This is a genomic window from Streptomyces sp. PL-25, from assembly GCF_058344915.1.
Window position 1 is genome coordinate 6,942,022 of record NZ_CP136997.1, and the last position, 18,614, is coordinate 6,960,635.

An 18,614-nucleotide genomic window follows, 5' to 3' on the forward strand; every position below is an offset into this window, starting at 1 on the left:
GGGAGGGCCCCGCGGCGCCGGGCGGCGACCGGACCGGCCGCCGGCTGCCTTCGGTGTCCGCTACTCGCCGGACTGCTCCGCCTGCGCCTGCTGCTCGGCGACCGCCTTGCGCACCTCGTCCATGTCCAGCTTGCGGGCCTGGCCGATCACATCGGTCAGGGCTGCCTCCGGCAGCGCGCCGGGCTGCGCGAACACGGCCACCTGGTCACGGACGATCATCAGTGTCGGGATCGACTGGATGCCGAAGGCCGCCGCCAGCTCCGGCTGCGCCTCCGTGTCCACCTTGCCGAACACCAGGTCCGGGTTGTCCGCCGCCGCCTTCTCGTAGACCGGGGCGAACGAACGGCACGGCCCGCACCAGGACGCCCAGAAGTCGATGAGAACGAACTCGTTCTCCGTGACCGTCTGGTCGAAATTCTCCTTGGTCAGCTCCACGGTGCTGCTCATGGCGTGATCCCTCTTCCTGATGTCGGGTTGAGCCGTCCGCACAACACGGCCGACCCTACGGGCTATTCCGCGCGCGTACCCAAGCGGCCGACCGGGCAACCCACCTGGTCAAGGGCGCGGCAACCCACCTGGTCAAGGGCGCGCCCCGCCGTCACACGGCCCGTGGTCCCTGTGGCCACCGGACACGCCAACCACCAGACTGACCCCATGACGGAAACGGAAACCCTCGCGTACGACGTCGTGGTGCTCGGAGCCGGACCGGTCGGCGAGAACGTCGCCGACCGCACCCGCGCGGCGGGCCTGTCCACCGCGATCGTGGAGAGCGAACTGGTCGGCGGCGAGTGCTCCTATTGGGCGTGCATGCCGAGCAAGGCCCTGCTGCGCCCGGTCATCGCCCGCGCCGACGCCCGCCGCCTGCCCGGACTGAGCCAGGCCGTGCAGGGGCCGCTGGACACCGCGGCGGTCCTCGCCCGCCGCGACGAGTACACCTCGCACTGGCACGACGACGGCCAGGTCGCCTGGGTCGAGGGCATCGGAGCGGACCTGTACCGCGGCCACGGCCGCCTCGCCGGTCCCCGTACCGTCACGGTCACCGGCCCGGACGGCGAGCGGCGGACCCTGACCGCCCGGCACGCCGTGGTTGTCTGCACCGGCACCCGGGCGAGCCTGCCCGAGCTGCCCGGTCTCGACGGCGTCGGGCCGTGGACCAGCCGCGAGGCCACCAGCGCCGAGGAGGTGCCCCGGCGGCTGATCGTGGTCGGCGGCGGTGTCGTCGCCACCGAGATGGCCACCGTCTACCAGGCCCTCGGCTCCCAGGTCACCCTGCTGGTGCGCGGCAAGGGACTGCTGCCGCGCATGGAGCCCTTCGCCGGGGAAGTCGTCGCCGAGGCGCTCACCGAGGCCGGCGCCGAGCTGCGCACCGGTACCTCGGTGGAGTCGGTGACCCGCGAGAACGGCACCGTCGTGGCCGTCACCGGCACCGGCGAGCGGATCGAGGCCGACGAGATCCTCTTCGCCACCGGACGCGCCCCGCGCACCGGCGACATCGGCCTGGAGACGGTCGGCCTGGAACCCGGCTCGTGGCTCTCCGTCGACGACACCCTGCGGGTGGAGGGCACCGACTGGCTGTACGCGTGCGGCGACGTCAACCACCGCGCCCTCCTCACCCACCAGGGCAAGTACCAGGCCCGGATCGCGGGCGACGTCATCGGCGCCCGCGCCGCGGGCACCGCCCCCGCCGCACCCCAGCCGTGGGGGCCCTACGCCGCCACCGCCGACCACCACGCCGTCCCGCAGGTCGTCTTCACCGACCCCGAGGCCGCCGCCGTCGGACTCTCCCTGGCGGAGGCCGAACAGGCCGGACACCGGGTCCGCGCCGTCGACGTCGACCTCGCCTCGGTCGCGGGCGCCGGACTGTACGGGGAGGGCTACCGGGGCCGCGCCCGCATGGTGGTCGACCTCGACGAGCACATCCTGCGCGGCGTCACCTTCGTCGGCCCCGGCGTCGGCGAACTGCTGCACTCCGCGACGGTCGCCGTCGCCGGCCGGATCCCTGTCGACCTGCTCTGGCACGCGGTCCCCTCGTACCCGACGATCAGCGAGGCGTGGCTGCGGCTGCTGGAGGCGTACCGGGGCTGAGCCCAGGCGCGGGAAGGGAGGGAAGGTCCGGCGAGCCGATGGCCTGCGGGCCGGAGGACCGGCCGTTCGGTGGGCCCGGTGGGGGCGGGCGGCGGCCGGTCCTGCGCGTGAGCGACGTGGTCGGGTGCGGGAGGGGAGCCGGGCGCTGCCGCTCGGCGGTGCGAGGAGTCCCGCCCGGCGGTGCGAGCAGTGCCGCCCGGCGGTCCCGCGGGTTCAGGGAGTCCGGTGCCGTGAGCCCGCAGCCCCGCAGCCCCGCGAACCCGTCGGGCCGCCGTCACCGCGTGTGCGCCCGCGGCGCCCCGTCACCCCAGCGGGAAGCCCAGCGCCTCCGCCGCCCGTTCGGGTGTCGGCTGGGACCAGCGGGCCACCGCCACCTCGTTCGAGGACAGCGAGCGGATCTCGGCGCGGTCGAGGTAGAGGGTGCCGTCGAGATGGTCGGTCTCGTGCTGCGCGATACGGGCCGGCCAGCCGGTCAGCACCTCGTCCACCGGGCGCCCCCGCTCGTCCTCGGCCCGCAGCCGCACCCGGGCGTGCCGGGCCACCACCGCCTGCCACCCCGGCACGCTCAGACAACCCTCGAAGAACGCGGCCCGGTCCGGACCGACCGGCTCGTAGACGGGGTTGACCAGGACCCTGAACGGAAGCGGCACCCGGCCGCGCGCCAGCCGCACCTCCTCCGGCACCGGCGCCGGGTCCTCCACGACGGCGATCCGCAGGGCCACGCCCACCTGCGGCGCGGCCAGCCCCACCCCCGGCGCCGCGTGCATGGTGAGGCGCAGCGCCTGGACGAACCGGTCGAGCAACGCGGGCTCCAACTGGCCGTCGAACGGCTCGGCGGCGCCGCGCAGCACCGGGTCACCGGCCGTGACGATGGGCAACGGGCCGTCCACGGCGAGGAGTTCCGCGACCTGTTCGGCAAGGGGCGTACGCGCACTGTCGAGAGCCATTCCGTCAGCATGCCACGGAGTGAAGTAGCGTGGTCCGGCACGCCGACGCCGGAGGGAGACCGACATGGCCGAGCAGGACCGGCGGATCCGGCGCAGACAGGGGGAGCTGGAGGGCCAGGTGCTCGCCGCGCTCCGCGAGGCCGACGGACCGGTGACCGCCGCCTGGGTGCAGGAACGGCTCGGCGGCGACCTCGCCTACACCACCGTCGTCACCATCCTGACCCGGCTGCTCGCCAAGGACGTGGTCGCCCGCGAGCGCCGGGGCCGCTCCTTCGTATGGACGCCGACCGCCGACGTGGCCCGGCTCGCCGCCCTGAGGATGCGCCGGCTGCTGGACGGCGAGCGCGACCGCGAGGCGGTCCTCGCCAGCTTCGTCACCGCGCTGCCGCCCGGCGACGAGCAGGTGCTGCGCGCCCTGCTGGACTCGGTGGACGAGAGCTGCGCGCCCGGGGGCCGGAACACGGACGAGGACCGCACGGAGCACTGACCGCACATGGGAGTCTTCGTCTTCCTGCCGCTGGTGCTGCCGCTGACCGCCTGGCCGGTCGCGCGCCTGGCCGAACTGCGTCTGCACCCGCGCACCGCCACCCGGCTGCTGACGGCGGTGGCCGTCGTCATGGCGGTGTGCAGCACGCTGTGCCTGCTGCTGCTCATGGTCGTCGGCACCGCCCAGCTGCCCGGCAACCCGCTGCCGGACGGCTGGTCCGACCCCGAGGTCAGAGCCGCCGTACCGCACGACGGGATCGCGGGCCGCGCCGCCATCCCCGCCCTGGCGGCGGTGACGGCGGCCTGCATCCGCACCCTGTGGCGCCACCGGCGGGTGACCCGGCGCGCCCGGCGGGCCCTGGCCGGGGTGCGCGGCGGCACGGTCGCGGTGCTCCCGGACGACGCGGCGCCCTACGCGTACGCGCTGCCGGGCGCCCCCGGGCGGATCGTCGTCACCACCGCCCTGCTGGACGGCCTGGCACCGGCCGAGCGGCGCGCGCTGTTCGCCCACGAACGCGCCCATCTGGCCGCCCGGCACCACCGGCATCTGCTCGCCGTGCACCTGGCGGCGCGCGCCAATCCGTTCCTGCGCCCGCTGCGCTCCGCCGTCGCCTACACCGCCGAGCGGTGGGCCGACGAGGAGGCGGCCCGCGCGGTCGGCGACCGGCGCACGGTGGCACGGGCCATCGGCCGGGCGGCGCTGCTGTCGGGCCGGTCGGCCGCCGCGCCCGCGCCCACCCTCGCGGCGCTCGCCGCCACCGGACCGGTGCCCCGCCGGGTGGCCGCCCTGCTGGCACCCGCGCCCCCGGTCCGCGACTGGCCCTCGCTCTTCACGGCGGCCGGTGCGGCGGCCTGGGGCGCCGCCGCCGGTGCGGCGGTGTCCGCCATGTCCTCGGCGAACTCCGCCGTCACCCTCTTCCTGGTCCTCCAGACGGCCACGCCGCTGTAGCGGGTCGCCACGGCCACGCCGCTGTAGCGGGCCGCCACCACCACGCCCTGTAGCGGGCCGCCCGCGCCTCACGCGTCCGCGAACTCGCCCGCCAGGGCCGAGGCGATCCGCAGCTGCCCGGCGGCCTCCTCGTGCCGTCCCTGGCGCTGGAGGGTGCGGCCCAGCAGCAGCCGGGCGTACTGCTCCACCGGGTCCCGCTCCACCAGGATCCGCAGCTGCGCCTCGGCCCGGCCGAGCTGGGCCGAGTGGTAGTAGGCCCGCGCCAGCAGCAGCCGCGGACCCGTCTGCTCCGGCACCTCCTCCACCAGCGTGCCCAGCACCCGCGCCGCACCGGCGTAGTCGCGCGCGTCGAAGAACCGGCCTCCCCGCTCCCAGCGCTCGGCCGCCGTCCCGTGGTCGTAGTACGTGGTCTCCACTTGTGACCTCCTTCGGGCGCTCCAACCGCTGTCATTGATTGAAAATTCCACCACTTCTCGGAGTTGCGGAAGCCCGCCCGCCGACTTCCCGCAATGCCCCGCCCGGCCGGACCCCGTACGCGCCGCGCCCGGAGCCGCTGTACACAGTCAGTGCTGCAATCCGTGATTCCTGTCGCAGGTCCTGGTTCGTAGGTGCTTAGGCCGAGAGGAAGCAGGTGCAGCGGTGGCCGAGGTCACTGCCCGGACGCGTGCGGACGTGCGTGACCGGGCCACATGGACGGAACTCTTCTACGACCTGGTGCTCGCCTTCGGGGTGGGCCAGGTGGCGCACGTGCTGGCGCTGCACCCGGGCTGGCCGCGGCTGGGCGGCTGCCTGCTGGTCCTGGTGCCGCTGTGGTGGGCGTGGGTGGACGTCGTGATGGCGATGAACGCCGTGCACGAGACGAACACGCAGCGGGTGTTCCTGCTGCTGGCCGGGCTCGCCACGTACGGGATGAGCATGTCGGCGCAGCACGCGCTGGAGAGCCGGCCGGAGGCGCTGCTGTACGCGGGCAGCTATCTCGCCCTGCGGCTGCTCATCGGGGAGGCCATCCGGCGGGAGTGCGCCGTCTACACCATCCACCCCTACCGGGCCGGACTCGCCTTCGCGCTGGGGCTGTTCGGGGTGACGGCGCTGCCGGACGGGATGCGCACCGCCGGGTGGGCGATCGCCGTGGTCGCCGAGATCCTCGCGCCGCTCGTGCTCAGCGGCCATCTGCGGCAGCTCGCCTTCGGCGTCAACCATCTGCCGGAACGATTCGGCATGTTCATCATCATCGCGCTCGGCGAGAACGTCGTCTCCGTCGGCGCCTGGGCCGGCGGGGGCCACCTCGGCGCGACGGAACTCACCGCCGTCGCCCTGGCCTTCCTCACCGGATGCGGCCTGTGGTGGCTCTACTTCCACCTCGCCGCCTCCGCCGTGGCCCACGCCCTGCGCGCCCACCCCCGGCCCTCCGTGGTCATACGGGACGTGCTCAGCTACGGCCATCTCGCCCTGGTGTCCGGCCTGTTGCTGGTGGCCGTGGGCGCCGAACGGATCGTCGCCGAACCCGACGCCACCCCGCACCGGCTCGCCGCCGGGCTGCTGCCGGCCGGGGCCGCCCTGTTCACGCTCACCTTCTGCTACACCCGCCGCCGGATGTTCGGGGCCGCCTCCGTGACCCGCTTCGGCGGCGGGCTCGCCCTGCTCGGTGTCGCCGCCGCCGCGCCCCGGCTGCCGGGCCTGGTCACGCTCGGCGCCGTGACCTTCGTGCTGGTCGCCGTCAACGGGCTGGAGCACTACCTCCTGACCGGCGGCCGGCACGTCCCGCTGATCTTCGTCAAGCGCTGAGCCGCGGGGCGGCCGCAAGGGCCCTGACCCGGTCAAATGGCCAGGTGTTTCCGGCGACTTGACGCAGTGTGCCGACCCCCCGCCGCGGCCCGGCGGCCACCGCGCGGCCGCCCCTAGCGTTCTGGGGTGCCCAGCCGCGGGGCCTGGTGCGTGCGGCAGCCCCGGTATCCGTCTCCGAAGGAGTGGTCCGATGACGATCCCAACGCCTCAGACCGTCGACGACGGTTCCTTGTTCATCGACGGCAAGTTCCAGCCCGCAGACTCCGGAGAGACCGTCCAGGACATCAACCCGGCGACGGAGCAGCCGATATGCGAGGTGGCCTGGGCCGGGACGAGTGACCTCGACCGCGCCGTGCAGGCGGCACGGCGCGCCTTCGACCTGGGCCCCTGGCCCGGGATGCCGGCCAAGGAGCGCGGCCGGCTGCTGCTGCGGATAGCCGACGGCATCGAGGGCGCGGGGGAGGAGCTGGCCCGGCTGGAGACCCTCGACGTCGGCAAGCCGATCACCTTCACCCGCGGCTTCGACGTACGGGCCGCCGCCGAGATCTTCCGCTACTACGCCGGTATGGTCGAGCAGCTGGAGGGCGCCGCCCGACCGGCCGGTGCCCGCTCGCTCCAGTACACCCGGCGCGAGCCGGTCGGCGTGGTCGGCGCCATCACGCCCTTCAACTTCCCGCTGAACCTCGCGGTCAACAAGATCGCCCCGGCGCTCGCCGCGGGCAACACCATCGTCGACAAGCCCGCCGAACAGACCCCGCTGACCGCCCTGGTGCTCGCCCGGGTCATGGCCGAGGCCGGACTGCCCGAGGGCGTGCACAACGTGGTCACCGGCGGCGGCGCCACGGTCGGCGCCGCGCTCGTCGAGCACCCCGGCATCGACAAGATCTCCTTCACCGGCTCCACGGCCACCGGCAAGCGCCTGATCGCGGCGGCGGCCGGGACGCTGAAGAAGGTCACCGTCGAACTCGGCGGCAAGGGCGCCAACATCGTCTTCGGCGACGCGGACATCGAGGCCGCCGTGCAGGCCGCGTTCCAGGCCGGGTTCTTCAACACCGGCCAGTTCTGCATGAGCGGCTCGCGGCTGCTGGTGCACCGCTCCGTGCACGACCAGGTGGTGGAGGCGCTGACCGGCGTCCTGGGCGCCGTCCCGGTGGGCGACCCGCTGGACGAGAACACGGTGCTCGGCCCGCTGGCGCACCGGCAGCAGCTGGACAAGGTCGTCGAGTACGTCGGCATCGGCCGCGCGGAGGGCGCCACCGTCGCCTACGGCGGCGAGCGCGGCCACGACGGCCCCGGCTACTTCCACCAGCCCACGCTGTTCACCGGCGCGAACCCGCAGATGCGCATCGCGCAGGAGGAGATCTTCGGCCCGGTCGTCACGGTGCTGCCGTTCGACACCGACGAGGAGGCCGTCGAGATCGCCAACGGCACGCCGTACGGCCTCGCCGCGGGACTGCACACCAGTGACGTGCGGCGCGCCCACACCGTGGCCGCCCGGCTGCAGGCGGGGATCGTCTGGGTCAACACCTGGGCGGCGTTCGAGAACTCCACGTCCTTCGGCGGCTACAAGTCCTCCGGCTACGGCCGCGAGCTGGGCCCCGAGGGCATCGAGGAGTACCTGCAGTACAAGACCGTGTACGTCAATGTCGATTGAGGTAGAAATGTCCGACCAAACCCGCCCCGGCGCCCTCTCCGCCGGGCTCGTGCTGGGCGCGTTCCTGGCGCCCAGCGCGCTCGGAATGTCCGCGACGCCCATCGCACTGCCCGCACTCGGCGACAGCCTCTCGGTGGCCTCCGGGGCGACGGCCTGGGTGCTGGCGGGCTACACGCTGACCCTCTCCGTCGCCTCCGCCCTCGCCGGCCGCCTCGCCGACATCCGCGGTCTGCGCATGCCCATCGTCACCGGCATGGTGCTGCTGCTGGCCGGTACCGTCCTCGTCGTCGCCGTCCCCTGGTTCCCGGCCGTCATCGCGGGCCGCATGCTCCAGGGCATCGGCGGCGGTGTCGCCGCCGTGCTCTCCTTCGGCGTCGCCAACCGCCTGTTCACCGAGCCCCGCGAACGCGGGCGCACCATCGGCACGATGGGTGCCGTCGTCGGCATCGTCTCCGGCGGCGGCGCGCTGCTCGGCGGTGCCCTGACCGACCTGATCGGCTGGCAGGCCGCGCTCGCCCTGCCCGGACTCTCCGCGCTCGCCGCGATCCGGGTGCTGCGCATCGCCCCGGCCACCCAGCCCCGCGCCGAACGCCTGGACGCACGCGGCGCGGTGCTCTGCCTCGCCCTCGCCGCGGCCCTCGCGGTGCTCCTCCAGGCCCGCACCACCCATCTGAAGGAGAGCCTCGTCCTGGTGCTCGCGGTGCTCGCCGTCGCCCTGGCCGCGGCCACCGTCTGGCACGTGCGCCGGGTGCCCGAGGGCTTCCTGCCGCGCCTGGTGGTGAGCAACAGCCGCTTCGTGCTCGCCGCGGTGGCCGGTTTCACCCTCTTCGCCGGCTACCTCATCATCCAGTTCGCCGCGCCCCGGCTGATCCTCATGGACCACGATCTGAGCGTCACCCAGATCGGACTGATCCTGCTGCCGACCGGCGTGGTCAGCGCCATCCTGTCGCGGACGGCCGGCGGACTCGCCCACAAGGTGGGCCCGCTGCGCCTGGTCACCGCCCTGACCGTGCTCAGCGCGGCCGGGCTGCTGCTCGCCGCGCTCGCCGGTCGCCAGCCGGTCGCCCTGGTCATCGCGGTGGCCGCCTGTGTCTCCGGGTTCAGCGCCGGCCAGGTCGCGCTGATGGCCGCGGTGCCGCACCTGGTCGACAGCTCCGTGCACGGGGTGGCCGCCGGTGTGTTCCAGCTCGTGTTCATCACCGGCGGTTCGCTCGGCTCCGCCGCGGTCGGCGGCATGGTCGGCGCGATGAGCCTGTCCACCGCGATCGGTGTGCTCGCCGTGGTGCCGCTGGTCGGCATGGTCGCCGCCGTGGCCTCGGCCCTGATGGTGAAGCGGCAGACGCCGGCACCGGCCCCCGCGGCGGGCCCCGCCGCCCGCCCGGCCGTCGGAGCGGAGAACGCCGCACGCGCCACCGGCTGACCCGCCCCCACCCCGCTGCCGTTCCCGGAGTCCGCTCCAGGGGCGGCAGCACCTTTTGCCCCACCGGTCCGTACCACCCGACCAGTTCGTCCCTCAAGGAGTGGAAATGGCTCGACTGACCCGCCGCGGCTTCCTCGGCACCGCCACCGGTGTCGGCGGTGCCGCCGTGCTCGGCACCCCGGCCGCGCAGGCGGCGCCCCAGGCCCCCGCCGAGGCGGCCGGCGCAGGCGCAGCCACCGTCGACACGGTGACCGTGACCCCGTCGGACCCGCGCTACCTGGACCTCACCCAGCGCGGCTACAACGCCCGGTTCGCCGCCCGGCCCGACGCGATACGGCTCGTGCACTCCACCCGCCAGGTCGTCGACGCCGTCCAGGACGCGGTCACGGCCGGCGCCCGGATCGCGGTGCGCAGCGGCGGCCACTGCCTCGACGGCCTCGTCGACGACCCGGGCGTACGCGTCCTGATCGACCTGTCCGAGATGAACGCCATCGGCTACGACGCCTCCCGCCGGGCCTTCTCCGTGCAGGGCGGCGCCACCCTCGGGCAGGTCTACCGCACCCTCTACCTGGAGTGGGGCGTGACCATACCGGCCGGCGACTGCCCCACCGTCGGGGTCGGCGGCCATGTCACCGGCGGCGGCTACGGCCCGCTCAACCGCAAGTACGGCGCGGTCGTCGACCACCTCTACGCCGTCGAGGTGGTCCACGTCGACGCCGCCGGCACCGCCCGCTGCGTGGTCGCCACCCGCGAGCCCGACGACCCCCACCGCGAGCTGTGGTGGGCGCACACCGGCGGTGGCGGCGGCCAGTTCGGGATCGTGACCACCTTCTGGTTCCGCTCCCCGGACGCCACCGGCACCGACCCGGCGGGCCTGCTGCCCAAGCCGCCGCACAGCCTGCTGAAGACCTCCACCAGCTGGAAGTGGACGGACCTGACCGAGGCGGACTTCACGCGCCTGGTGCACAACCACAACGCCTGGCACGCCGCCCACAACGAGCCCGGCACCGACTACGACACCCTCAACAGCGCCCTGCTGCTCTACAACCACGTCCAGGGCGCCGTCTCCCTCACCGCGCAGATCGACGGCTCGCTGCCGGACTCCCGGCAACTGCTGGACAGTTACATCGACACCGTCGCCGCCGGGGTGAGCGCGCCGCACACCACCACCGCGCACAGCACGCCCTGGCTCAAGGAGTCCCTGAAGGACCACTACGACACCGGGCTCTACAACCGCGGCAAGTTCAAGGGCGCCTATCTGCGCCGGGGCTGGTCCGACGCGCAGCTCGCCGTCCTGTACCGCGATCTGAGCGACCCGTCCTACACCGGGCACGGCGGAGCGATCCTCTTCTCCTACGGCGCCCAGGTCACCGAGGTCGCGCCCGACGCCACCGCCCTCGCCCAGCGCGACTCGATGCTCAAAGCCAACTTCCTCACCTACTGGACCGACCCCGCCGAGGACGACCGGCATGTGGCCTGGCTGCGCGCCCTCTACCGCGACTTCTACGCCGCCACCGGAGGCGTGCCGCTGCCGGACGGCGACGCCGACGGGTCGTACATCAACTACCCCGACCCCGACCTGACCGACCCGGCGTGGAACACCTCCGGGGTGCCCTGGCAGACCCTGTACTGGAAGGGCAACCTGCCGCGGCTGCGGGCCGTGAAGAAGAAGTGGGACCCGCGCGACGTCTTCCACCACGCGCTGTCCGTCACCGCCGCGCACTGACGCACCGCGGCCCCGCAGCTCCCGAGGGAGGTGCGGGGCCGCGGCGTGTGCGCGGGTCAGCCGAGCGCGGGGAAGGCGACGCCGGTCAGCGACTCGCTCAGCTCCCGCAGCCGGGCGCGGGCCGCCGGGTCGTAGGCCTGGGCGCCGGCCCGTGCGACGGCGGCCCGGTTGAAGTACTCGCCGGTGACCTCGGCGAGCGCCGGGTCGGTCACCAGGCGGGCGGTGTTGCGGGTGCCCTCCTCCAGGGTGCTCTGCGGGGTGAACAGGTTCACCACGATCTTCGTCGGCATGTACGAGGCCGGGTGCAGGGCGTTGACGGTGACCCCGGTGCCGGCGAGCTGCTCCGCCAGGTCCTTGGTGAGACTGATCTGGGCGAGCTTGGCCTGGCAGTACGCCTGCCCGCCGTCCCAGCCGCGCTCCAGCATCACGTCGTCGAAGTCGAGGGGGGCCTGCCCCGCGGAGGTGACGTTGACGATGCGGGCGGGGGCGGAGCGCACCAGCAGCGGGGCCAGCCGGCAGCTGAGGATGTAGCCCGCCAGATAGTCCACCTGGAAGGTGAGTTCGTGCCCGTCCCGGCTCTCCTGGCGGGCCAGCTCGACCCCGATGCCCGCGTTGTTGACGAGGGGCGTCGAGCCGGTCGTGCCCGGCCAGGATCCGGTCGGCGAGCGCGCGGGTCTCGGCCAGCGAGGAGAAGTCGGCCAGCTCGTAGCTGAACCGGTCGGCGCCGGTCTTCGCCCGCAGCTCCTCCAGCAGCTCCTGGCCCTTGCGGGGGCTGCGGCCGTGCAAGGATCAGCGTGGCGCCCTGCTCGGCGAGTTCATGGGCGAGGGCGCGGCCGAGTCCGTCGGTGGCGCCGGTGATGAGGACGGTCTGTTCGCTGACAGGGCTCATGGTCTTCGGTTTCCTCAGGTGCGTAGGAACATGGCTGTGGGCACGGCCGGTCGGGATCGACCGGCCGTGCCCGGTGCGGGCGTACGGCGTCACGCGCTCACGCGTAGGACCGCAGTTCTTCGGGGGTCTGGTCGGTGTAGCCCTGGCTCACCTCGATGACGACGCCGTCGGGGTCGGCCACCCAGACCGTCTTCCAGCCGGAGATGAACTCGTCGAAGGCCAGCGGCCCGAGGAGCACCTCCAGCTCCCCGTCGGCCGCCGCCATGAACGCGTCCACGTCGTCGACCTGGAAGGCGAGATGGCGGGCGGCGCCGGGGTTGTCCGGGCCGTCCTTGGCGGTGGGGAAGGCCGGTTCGGACGTGGTGGGGAAGAGTTCGAGGTAGACCGGGCCGCTCTTGAGGAAGACGACCCGGGCCCCGTCCGCCTCGACGACCCGGGCCCGCTCGAACCCGAACCAGCGGCGGTAGAACGCCTCCGTGGCCTGCTGGTCACGGCAGTTGAGGCCGACGTGCGACCAGCGGGCGCCCACGGTTGCGGACATGGGCCTCACGCCCCACCGGTGACAGGGGCGAAGGGCACCGTGTCGTGCACGTTCGTCATGTAGACGATCTCTCCGCCGGCGATCCGGAAGTAGTTGCACACGTCCGCCTCGACCGACTCGCCCTTCGGGGTGCGGGCGGAGATGTGCGAGACGACGGCGGCCTGGTCGCCGTCGACGACGACGTGCACGGGGACGTTGGAGAAGGACGCGTACATCTGCCCGAACCCCTTCATCATGTCCCGCAGCGTCTCGCGGCCCTCCACATGGCCGGCGAGCTGCTCGTCCATCGTCTGGTCGACGGAGAACAGATCGCACCAGGGGTCCCAGTCACCGGAGTTGGCGAGCCGGTAGTAGGTGTCGACGATCTCTCGGGTGTTCATCACGGCCTCCAGGGCACACGGGGTCGGCGGTTCGCGGCGGTCACGGCAGCGGGACGTCGAGCTGGCGCATCAGGCCCGCGGTGTCGGCCTGCACCCAGCGCTCGACGACCTTGGCGTCCTCCAGCCGGTAGACCTCCAGGCTGGTCCAGGACACCTCGCGGCCGTCGGGCTCCTGGCCGAAGAACGGGGCGATGTGCTTGCCGCGGAAGGTGATGTGCATGATCACCTTGTCCGGGGACGCCGGGTACAGGGCGTCCAGGTGCACGGTGAAGTCGAGGGCGTCGTGCGCGGCCTTGATGATGACCTTCAGCTCGTCCAGGCTCGCCACGTCCCAGGCCGGGTTGTTGTCCCGGAAGGTCGGGCCGAACAGCTCGTCCAGGTCGTCGTAGCGGCGCTCGTTGACCGCGTCGCTGACCGCCTGCACGGTGGCCAGGTTCGCCGCGTCGGTGGAGACCTGCTCGCGCAGTCCGAGCAGGTCGTCCTGGGCCCAGCGCTCCACGAAGCGGCCGTCCTCGATGCGCCATATCTCCGTGGTGGTCCACTCCACGCCGCGCCCGGTCGCCGGGAAGCCGAAGACGGTGTCACCGTGCGTCCCGGTCAGCTTCACCCGGGTGACGACCTTGTCGCCGCCGTCCGCGCCGTCGACGGGGAGGGCCTCCTGGAGCTCCCCCTTGAGGCCGTACGTGGCGTGGGCGGCGCGCAGCGCGGCCAGGTAGTCGTCCAGGCCCTTGATCTCGAAGCCGGGGTGGTGGTCGGTGAAGTCCGCGCCGATGACCTCGGCCACGGTGTCGTAGTCCGCCGCGTTGAAGGCGTCCAGGAAGCGCCGGTACAGGGCGACGCTCGCGTTCACGGCGGTGCTGTCAGACGTGGGCATGGTGGGTCCCCTCGGTCCGTCGGTGGTGTGAGTCCTTGATCAGCTCGGCCGCGCGCTCGCCGATCATCACGCTGGGCGCGTTCGTGTTGCCCGCGACGATCGTCGGCATCACGGAGGCGTCCGCGATCCGGAGCCCGGTGACGCCGTGCACACGCAGCTCGTGGTCGGTGACCGCGTCCGGTCCTGTGCCCATGCGGCAGGTGCCGGCCGGGTGCCACAGGGTGGTGGCGCGGGCGGCGACGTAGGCGCGCAGCTCCGCGGGGTCGCGCACCCCGGCGCCGGGGCCCAGCTCCGGGCCGCGCAGCCGGTCGAAGGCCGTGCTGTGCGCCAGCTCCCGGGCCAGCACGACCCCGTGGACCAGGACGTCCACGTCGGCCGCTGCGGTGAGGTAGCCCGCCTGCACGACGGCCGGGGCCGCCGGGTCGGTGGAGCGCAGCCGGACCCGGCCGCGGCTCTCCGGCAGCAGCGCGATCGGCGCGAAGGTGAAGCCGGGCCCGGCCTGCTGCCCGGCGGGGGCGTCCGGGGCGAGGAATTTCACCGGCCCGAACGTGAACTGGAGGTCGGGCGCCCGCTCGCCCGCACCGCCCGTGGTGTGCGTGAACAGGCCCGCCTCGGAGAGCATCGCCCCCTCGGGGTGCTCCTCGCGGGACTGGTAGCACACCGGGACGAACAGATGGTCCTGGAGATTGCCGCCGACACCGGGCAGATGCTGCACGACGGTGACGCCGTGCGCCCGCAGGTGCGCGGCCGGGCCGATCCCGGAGAGCATGAGCAGTTTCGGCGTCTCGAAGGCGCCGGCGCTGACCACCACCTCCTCGTCCGCCCACGCCTGCTGCCGCTGCCCGCCGTGCACATAGGCGACCCCGGTGACCCGGGTGCCCTCGGTCAGCAGCCGGGTGGCGTGCGCCCCGGTGGCCACCGTCAGGTTGGGGCGGTCAAGCACCGGGCGCAGATAGGCGGTGGCCGTCGAGGAGCGGGTGCCCTCGTCGGTGCGCGTGGTCTGGTACAGGAAGCCGTAGCCGTCCTGCCGTTCGCCGTTGTAGTCGTCGCCGGGCGCGTCGAAGCCGAGCTGCCGCGCGGCCGCCACGAAGGCCCTGGCGACCGGCGAGGGATCGGTGTGGTCCCGCACCCGGACCGGGCCGCCCTTGCCGCGCAGCGCGTCGCCGCCGCGGTCGTAGTCCTCGGCGCGGCGGAACGCGGGCAGCACGTCCGCGTACGACCAGCCGGGGTTGCCCGCCGCCGCCCAGCCGTCGTAGTCGTGGCGGCTGCCGCGCACCCACATCAGGGCGTTCACGGAGCTGCATCCGCCGGCCACCTTGCCGCGGGCCACCGGAACGCGGCGGCCGTCGAGAGCGGCCTCCGGCTCGGTGGCGTACCCCCAGTCGATCGTGGGGCTCCACTCGCTGGTCAGCAGGGCCAGCAGGGAGGCGGCGTCGGTGCGGTGGATCTCCGGCCGCTCGTCCCACCCGCCGGCCTCCAGGAGCAGCACGCTCACGTCCGGGTCCTCGCTGAGCCGGCTCGCCACGGCGCAGCCCGCGCTGCCGGCGCCGACGACGACGTAGTCGTACGACATGGGAACCTCCCGCATCGGTGCTCAGGCCGGGTTCAGGTCGCCGACGTGGTACGTGCGGATGCGCAGCGTCCCGTCCGCAGGATCGCGCACCAGCTGCCAGGTCTGGTCGATGCGCAGGGCCGACACGCCGCCGTCGGAGAGGTTCTTCGCGGTCCACACCACGGTCACCTCGACGTCGACGAGACCGTCGTGCTCGTCGGTGCGCAGCTTCTCCACGATGTGGCTCTGCGGCCCGAAGCTCTCGCCCACCGCCGCGTACCAGTCGCGGAAGTCGGCGTGGCCGCGCAGGGTGCGCTCGGGGAACGCCATCTCCAGACCGTCGTCGATCACGTACGGCAGCAGGTCCTCGACGGGCTCGTGGCTGCTCAGGATGTCGTACCAGTGCTGGACGAACACGGCGACGTCCTGGCCGTGCGCGGTCAGCGGGCTCTGTGCGGTCGTCATGCCAAGTCCCTCTCGGTGAAGGGCGGGTCCGAAGCTGGTCCGGACGGCTGTCCCGGTCGATTCCGCCACGACCGCGCCGGCCGTGCCCCGGCCGGGACGTCCGGCGGCCGGATTGCGTCAGGTCGGGCGGTGCTCTTGCCGACGTCGCAGGGCCAATTGCCGTAGTACGGCGGCCCACTTGGGCATGTCGGGCCACCGGCACGGGCGGCTTCTGGCCGGTCCGGGCGGCAGACCGTAGACATGAGTTCGACCGGTCCCATCCGACCCGCGTCGCACGAGAGGGCACCCCATGAGCAAGCGCATCCTCGTCGTCCTGTCCGAATACGGCTACTGGGGCGAGGAGTTGATCGGCCCGCTGGAGACCTTCGACAAGGCCGGCTACCAGGTCACCTTCGCCACGCCGACCGGCAAGCGCCCCGTCGCGCTGCCGCCGAGCATGGACCCCGACTACGTGGACCCGCCGCTCGGCCGCTCCGTCACCACCCCCGAGATGGCTGCCAAGGTCCGGGCCATCGACAGCTCCCCGCGCCTGGACGGCCCGCTGGACCTGTCGTCCTGGCTGCCCGACCGGCCCTACCGCTCCAAGCCGTACTTCCTGCGCGACTGGGAGGCGTACAACACGCGTCTTGAGCAGATCCGCGACCAGATCGCCGACCGCTACGACGCCCTGCTCATCGTCGGCGGCTCCGGACCCATCGTCGACCTCGCCAACAACTGGCGGGTGCACGACCTGATCCTCGCCTTCCACGCCCTGGACATGCCGATCGCCGCTGAGTGCTACGGCGTCGCGCCGCTGGCCTTCGCCCGCGACCAGGAGGACCGCGTCTCGATCATCCGGGGCAAGCACGTCACCGGGCACTGCATCGAGTACGACTACAAGGACGGCACCGGCTTCATGGGCACCGACTTCGTCATCGGCCCGCCGCCGTACCCGCTGGAGTACATCCTGCGCGACGCCACCGCGCCCGGCGGGGCCTTCCACGGCAACTTCGGCAAGGAGACCTCCGTCATCGTCGACTACCCGTTCATCACAGGCCGTTCCACCCCCGACTCCTATCTGACGGGCCAGAAGCTCGTCGAGGTCCTGGAGGACGGCCTGCGCCGGTGGGGCTTCAAGGAAGCCGCCTGATCCCCGCCCGCACGGCAGCCGCGTAACCTTCGCAGAAAGGTGCACGTCATGGTCAGCAGGCCCGCGCGGGTCGCGATCCTCGAACAGCTGCGCGCCGACGGGGTGCGGCACATGTTCGGCAACCCCGGCACGGTCGAGCAGGGTTTCCTCGACGAATTGCGCAACTTCCCGGACATCGAGTACATCCTCGCGCTCCAGGAATCCAGTGTCGTCGGCCTCGCCGACGGCTACGCGCGGGCCACGCGCACCCCGGCCGTGATGCAGCTGCACACCGGCGTCGGCGTCGGCAACGCGGTCGGCATGCTCTACCAGGCGGCCCGCGGGCACGCCCCGCTGGTCGCCGTCGCCGGCGAGGCGGGCCTGCGCTACGACGCCATGGAGGCCCAGATGGCGGTCGACCTGGTCGCCATGGCCGAGCCCGTCACCAAGTGGGCGACCCGGGTGGTCGACCCGGAGTCGACGCTGCGAGTGCTGCGCCGCGCCTTCAAGGTGGCGGCGACCCCGCCGTACGGGCCGGTGCTCGTCGTCCTGCCCGCCGACGTCATGGACCGGGACACCAGCGAACCCGCCGTGCCCACCTCCTACGTCGACTTCTCCGCCACGCCCGACGCCGAGGTGCTCGACCGGGCCGCCGCTCTGCTCGCCGGGGCCGAACGGCCGCTCGTGATCGCGGGCGACGGCGTGCACTTCGCGGGCGCCCAGGAGGAGCTGGGCCGGCTCGCCCGCGTCTGGGGCGCCGAGGTGTGGGGGGCGGACTGGGCCGAGGTCAACCTGTCGGTGGAACACCCCGCCTACGGCGGTCAGTTGGGCCACATGTTCGGCGAGAGCAGCCGGAAGGTCACCGCGGCCGCCGACGCGGTGCTGATCACCGGCACCTACGCGCTCCCCGAGGTGTACCCGGCCCTCGACGGGGTCTTCGCCGACGGCGCGCCGGTCGTCCACATCGACCTGGACACCGGCGCCATCGCCAAGAACTTCCCGGTGGACCTGGGCATCGCCGCCGACCCGCGGCGCGCCCTGGGCGGCCTCGCCCGCGCCCTGGAACGCCGGATGAGCCCGGCCGCCCGCGCCCGCGCGGGGGAGTGGTTCACCCGGCGCTCGGCCGAGCAGTCCGCCGCCCGCGCCGCCGCCCGCCGCGCCGACGAGGCCGCCGCACTCGACCCGGACGCCCTGCCGACCACGGCCTTCCTCCAGGAACTGGCCCGCCGGCTCCCCGAGGACGCCGTGGTGTTCGACGAGGCGCTCACCGCCTCCCCCGACCTCACCCGCCACCTCCCGCCGACCCGGCCCGGCCACTGGCACCAGACCCGGGGCGGCTCGCTCGGCGTCGGCATCCCCGGCGCCATCGCCGCCCGACTGGCCCATCCGGAGCGCACGGTGGTCGGCTTCACCGGCGACGGCGGCTCCATGTACACGGTGCAGGCGCTGTGGACGGCGGCCCGCCACGACATCGGCGCCAAGTTCGTCATCTGCAACAACAGCAGCTACAAGCTCCTCGAACTCAACATCGAGGAGTACTGGCGGACGGTCGGCGTCGCCGCGCACGAGCAGCCGGAGATGTTCGACCTGTCCAGGCCGGCCATCGACTTCACGGGCCTGGCCCGCTCCCTGGGCGTGCCGGGCGTCCGGGTCGAGAAGCCCGACCAGGCGAAGGCGGCCGTCGAGCAGGCGCTCGCCACCCCCGGCCCCTTCCTGATCGACCTGGTCACCGGACGCGGAAGGCAGGAGTGAG

17 protein-coding genes and 1 pseudogene are annotated in these 18,614 nt (G+C 73.4%); 9 read left to right on the plus strand and 9 right to left on the minus strand.

Features of this window, described 5'->3' with window-relative positions:
- Positions 1 to 60 precede the first annotated feature (60 nt).
- Positions 61 to 447, minus strand: coding sequence for a thioredoxin (gene trxA, locus R4Z62_RS30645; protein WP_381744131.1), 387 nt, complete (start codon positions 445 to 447; stop codon positions 61 to 63).
- 207 nt (positions 448 to 654) lie between these two features.
- On the opposite strand from trxA, the gene R4Z62_RS30650 reads away from it, so the two are divergent.
- The gene (locus tag R4Z62_RS30650) at positions 655 to 2,085 is read left to right on the plus strand and encodes a dihydrolipoyl dehydrogenase family protein (protein ID WP_491521494.1); all 1,431 of its coding nucleotides are present in this window, start codon (positions 655 to 657) and stop codon (positions 2,083 to 2,085) included.
- 302 nt (positions 2,086 to 2,387) lie between these two features.
- Here the strand turns inward: R4Z62_RS30650 and R4Z62_RS30655 are convergent, their stop codons facing one another.
- On the minus strand, positions 2,388 to 3,032 hold the full coding sequence (locus R4Z62_RS30655; RefSeq protein ID WP_355478470.1) for a peptide deformylase: 645 nt from the start codon (positions 3,030 to 3,032) through the stop codon (positions 2,388 to 2,390).
- 64 nt (positions 3,033 to 3,096) lie between these two features.
- On the opposite strand from R4Z62_RS30655, the gene R4Z62_RS30660 reads away from it, so the two are divergent.
- Together R4Z62_RS30660 and R4Z62_RS30665 are read left to right on the plus strand one after the other, a co-directional pair.
- Complete coding sequence (locus R4Z62_RS30660) at positions 3,097 to 3,519, plus strand: BlaI/MecI/CopY family transcriptional regulator (RefSeq protein ID WP_064536615.1); 423 nt, start codon at positions 3,097 to 3,099, stop codon at positions 3,517 to 3,519.
- Between the two features lie 6 nt (positions 3,520 to 3,525).
- Complete coding sequence (locus R4Z62_RS30665) at positions 3,526 to 4,467, plus strand: M56 family metallopeptidase (RefSeq protein ID WP_491521495.1); 942 nt, start codon at positions 3,526 to 3,528, stop codon at positions 4,465 to 4,467.
- A 68-nt stretch (positions 4,468 to 4,535) separates the two neighbouring features.
- Here the strand turns inward: R4Z62_RS30665 and R4Z62_RS30670 are convergent, their stop codons facing one another.
- Positions 4,536 to 4,883: a tetratricopeptide repeat protein gene (locus R4Z62_RS30670; RefSeq protein WP_491521496.1), complete on the minus strand. Its 348-nt coding sequence runs from the start codon at positions 4,881 to 4,883 to the stop codon at positions 4,536 to 4,538.
- A gap of 223 nt (positions 4,884 to 5,106) precedes the next feature.
- Between R4Z62_RS30670 and R4Z62_RS30675 the strand changes: the two genes are divergently transcribed.
- The 4 genes from R4Z62_RS30675 (at position 5,107) to R4Z62_RS30690 (ending at position 11,052) form a co-directional block, all read left to right on the plus strand.
- Positions 5,107 to 6,252, plus strand: coding sequence for a low temperature requirement protein A (locus R4Z62_RS30675; RefSeq protein ID WP_491521497.1), 1,146 nt, complete (start codon positions 5,107 to 5,109; stop codon positions 6,250 to 6,252).
- 190 nt (positions 6,253 to 6,442) lie between these two features.
- Entirely contained in the window at positions 6,443 to 7,906 is a 1,464-nt protein-coding gene (locus tag R4Z62_RS30680) for an aldehyde dehydrogenase family protein (protein ID WP_491521498.1), read from the plus strand.
- A 7-nt stretch (positions 7,907 to 7,913) separates the two neighbouring features.
- Positions 7,914 to 9,326, plus strand: a complete 1,413-nt coding sequence (locus R4Z62_RS30685; protein ID WP_064536623.1) for an MFS transporter — start codon at positions 7,914 to 7,916, stop codon at positions 9,324 to 9,326.
- Positions 9,327 to 9,432: 106 nt separating this feature from the next.
- Entirely contained in the window at positions 9,433 to 11,052 is a 1,620-nt protein-coding gene (locus R4Z62_RS30690) for an FAD-binding oxidoreductase (RefSeq protein ID WP_491521499.1), read from the plus strand.
- Between the two features lie 56 nt (positions 11,053 to 11,108).
- Here the strand turns inward: R4Z62_RS30690 and R4Z62_RS30695 are convergent.
- The 6 genes and pseudogenes from R4Z62_RS30695 to R4Z62_RS30720 all read right to left on the minus strand — a co-directional run bounded on the left by R4Z62_RS30695 (position 11,109) and on the right by R4Z62_RS30720 (position 15,753).
- Positions 11,109 to 11,941: pseudogene (locus R4Z62_RS30695) on the minus strand (SDR family NAD(P)-dependent oxidoreductase).
- A 97-nt stretch (positions 11,942 to 12,038) separates the two neighbouring features.
- Complete coding sequence (locus tag R4Z62_RS30700; RefSeq protein ID WP_018568070.1) at positions 12,039 to 12,482, minus strand: VOC family protein; 444 nt, start codon at positions 12,480 to 12,482, stop codon at positions 12,039 to 12,041.
- A 5-nt stretch (positions 12,483 to 12,487) separates the two neighbouring features.
- On the minus strand, positions 12,488 to 12,862 hold the full coding sequence (locus R4Z62_RS30705; protein ID WP_064536629.1) for a nuclear transport factor 2 family protein: 375 nt from the start codon (positions 12,860 to 12,862) through the stop codon (positions 12,488 to 12,490).
- Positions 12,863 to 12,902: 40 nt separating this feature from the next.
- Positions 12,903 to 13,736 carry an ester cyclase gene (locus R4Z62_RS30710; protein ID WP_491521500.1) on the minus strand — a complete coding sequence of 278 codons (834 nt, stop codon included), beginning with the start codon at positions 13,734 to 13,736 and terminating at the stop codon, positions 12,903 to 12,905.
- Positions 13,723 to 15,309, minus strand: a complete 1,587-nt coding sequence (locus R4Z62_RS30715; RefSeq protein WP_491521501.1) for a GMC family oxidoreductase — start codon at positions 15,307 to 15,309, stop codon at positions 13,723 to 13,725. The genes R4Z62_RS30710 and R4Z62_RS30715 overlap by 14 nt, the downstream gene beginning before the upstream one ends.
- Positions 15,310 to 15,330: 21 nt before the next feature.
- Positions 15,331 to 15,753, minus strand: a complete 423-nt coding sequence (locus R4Z62_RS30720) for a nuclear transport factor 2 family protein (RefSeq protein ID WP_355478485.1) — start codon at positions 15,751 to 15,753, stop codon at positions 15,331 to 15,333.
- Positions 15,754 to 16,042: 289 nt separating this feature from the next.
- Here R4Z62_RS30720 and R4Z62_RS30725 point away from each other — a divergent pair, with 289 nt between their 5' ends.
- Both R4Z62_RS30725 and R4Z62_RS30730 read left to right on the plus strand, forming a co-directional pair.
- Positions 16,043 to 16,882, plus strand: a complete 840-nt coding sequence (locus R4Z62_RS30725; RefSeq protein WP_037890165.1) for a type 1 glutamine amidotransferase domain-containing protein — start codon at positions 16,043 to 16,045, stop codon at positions 16,880 to 16,882.
- Between the two features lie 48 nt (positions 16,883 to 16,930).
- On the plus strand, positions 16,931 to 18,613 hold the full coding sequence (locus R4Z62_RS30730) for a thiamine pyrophosphate-binding protein (RefSeq protein ID WP_491521502.1): 1,683 nt from the start codon (positions 16,931 to 16,933) through the stop codon (positions 18,611 to 18,613).
- The last annotated feature ends 1 nt before the right edge of the window (position 18,614 follow it).

Excerpts from the sequence above, each read along its gene's own strand:
- R4Z62_RS30720 (WP_355478485.1), bottom strand. The coding sequence starts at position 15,753 with ATGACGACCGCACAGAGCCCGCTGACCGCGCACGGCCAGGACGTCGCC.
- R4Z62_RS30690 (WP_491521499.1), top strand. The coding sequence starts at position 9,433 with ATGGCTCGACTGACCCGCCGCGGCTTCCTCGGCACCGCCACCGGTGTC.
- R4Z62_RS30730 (WP_491521502.1), top strand. The coding sequence starts at position 16,931 with ATGGTCAGCAGGCCCGCGCGGGTCGCGATCCTCGAACAGCTGCGCGCC.
- R4Z62_RS30715 (WP_491521501.1), bottom strand. The coding sequence starts at position 15,309 with ATGTCGTACGACTACGTCGTCGTCGGCGCCGGCAGCGCGGGCTGCGCC.
- R4Z62_RS30700 (WP_018568070.1), bottom strand. The coding sequence starts at position 12,482 with ATGTCCGCAACCGTGGGCGCCCGCTGGTCGCACGTCGGCCTCAACTGC.
- R4Z62_RS30650 (WP_491521494.1), top strand. The coding sequence starts at position 655 with ATGACGGAAACGGAAACCCTCGCGTACGACGTCGTGGTGCTCGGAGCC.
- R4Z62_RS30705 (WP_064536629.1), bottom strand. The coding sequence starts at position 12,862 with ATGAACACCCGAGAGATCGTCGACACCTACTACCGGCTCGCCAACTCC.
- R4Z62_RS30685 (WP_064536623.1), top strand. The coding sequence starts at position 7,914 with ATGTCCGACCAAACCCGCCCCGGCGCCCTCTCCGCCGGGCTCGTGCTG.
- R4Z62_RS30710 (WP_491521500.1), bottom strand. The coding sequence starts at position 13,736 with ATGCCCACGTCTGACAGCACCGCCGTGAACGCGAGCGTCGCCCTGTAC.
- R4Z62_RS30655 (WP_355478470.1), bottom strand. The coding sequence starts at position 3,032 with ATGGCTCTCGACAGTGCGCGTACGCCCCTTGCCGAACAGGTCGCGGAA.
- R4Z62_RS30665 (WP_491521495.1), top strand. The coding sequence starts at position 3,526 with ATGGGAGTCTTCGTCTTCCTGCCGCTGGTGCTGCCGCTGACCGCCTGG.
- R4Z62_RS30660 (WP_064536615.1), top strand. The coding sequence starts at position 3,097 with ATGGCCGAGCAGGACCGGCGGATCCGGCGCAGACAGGGGGAGCTGGAG.
- R4Z62_RS30725 (WP_037890165.1), top strand. The coding sequence starts at position 16,043 with ATGAGCAAGCGCATCCTCGTCGTCCTGTCCGAATACGGCTACTGGGGC.
- R4Z62_RS30680 (WP_491521498.1), top strand. The coding sequence starts at position 6,443 with ATGACGATCCCAACGCCTCAGACCGTCGACGACGGTTCCTTGTTCATC.
- trxA (WP_381744131.1), bottom strand. The coding sequence starts at position 447 with ATGAGCAGCACCGTGGAGCTGACCAAGGAGAATTTCGACCAGACGGTC.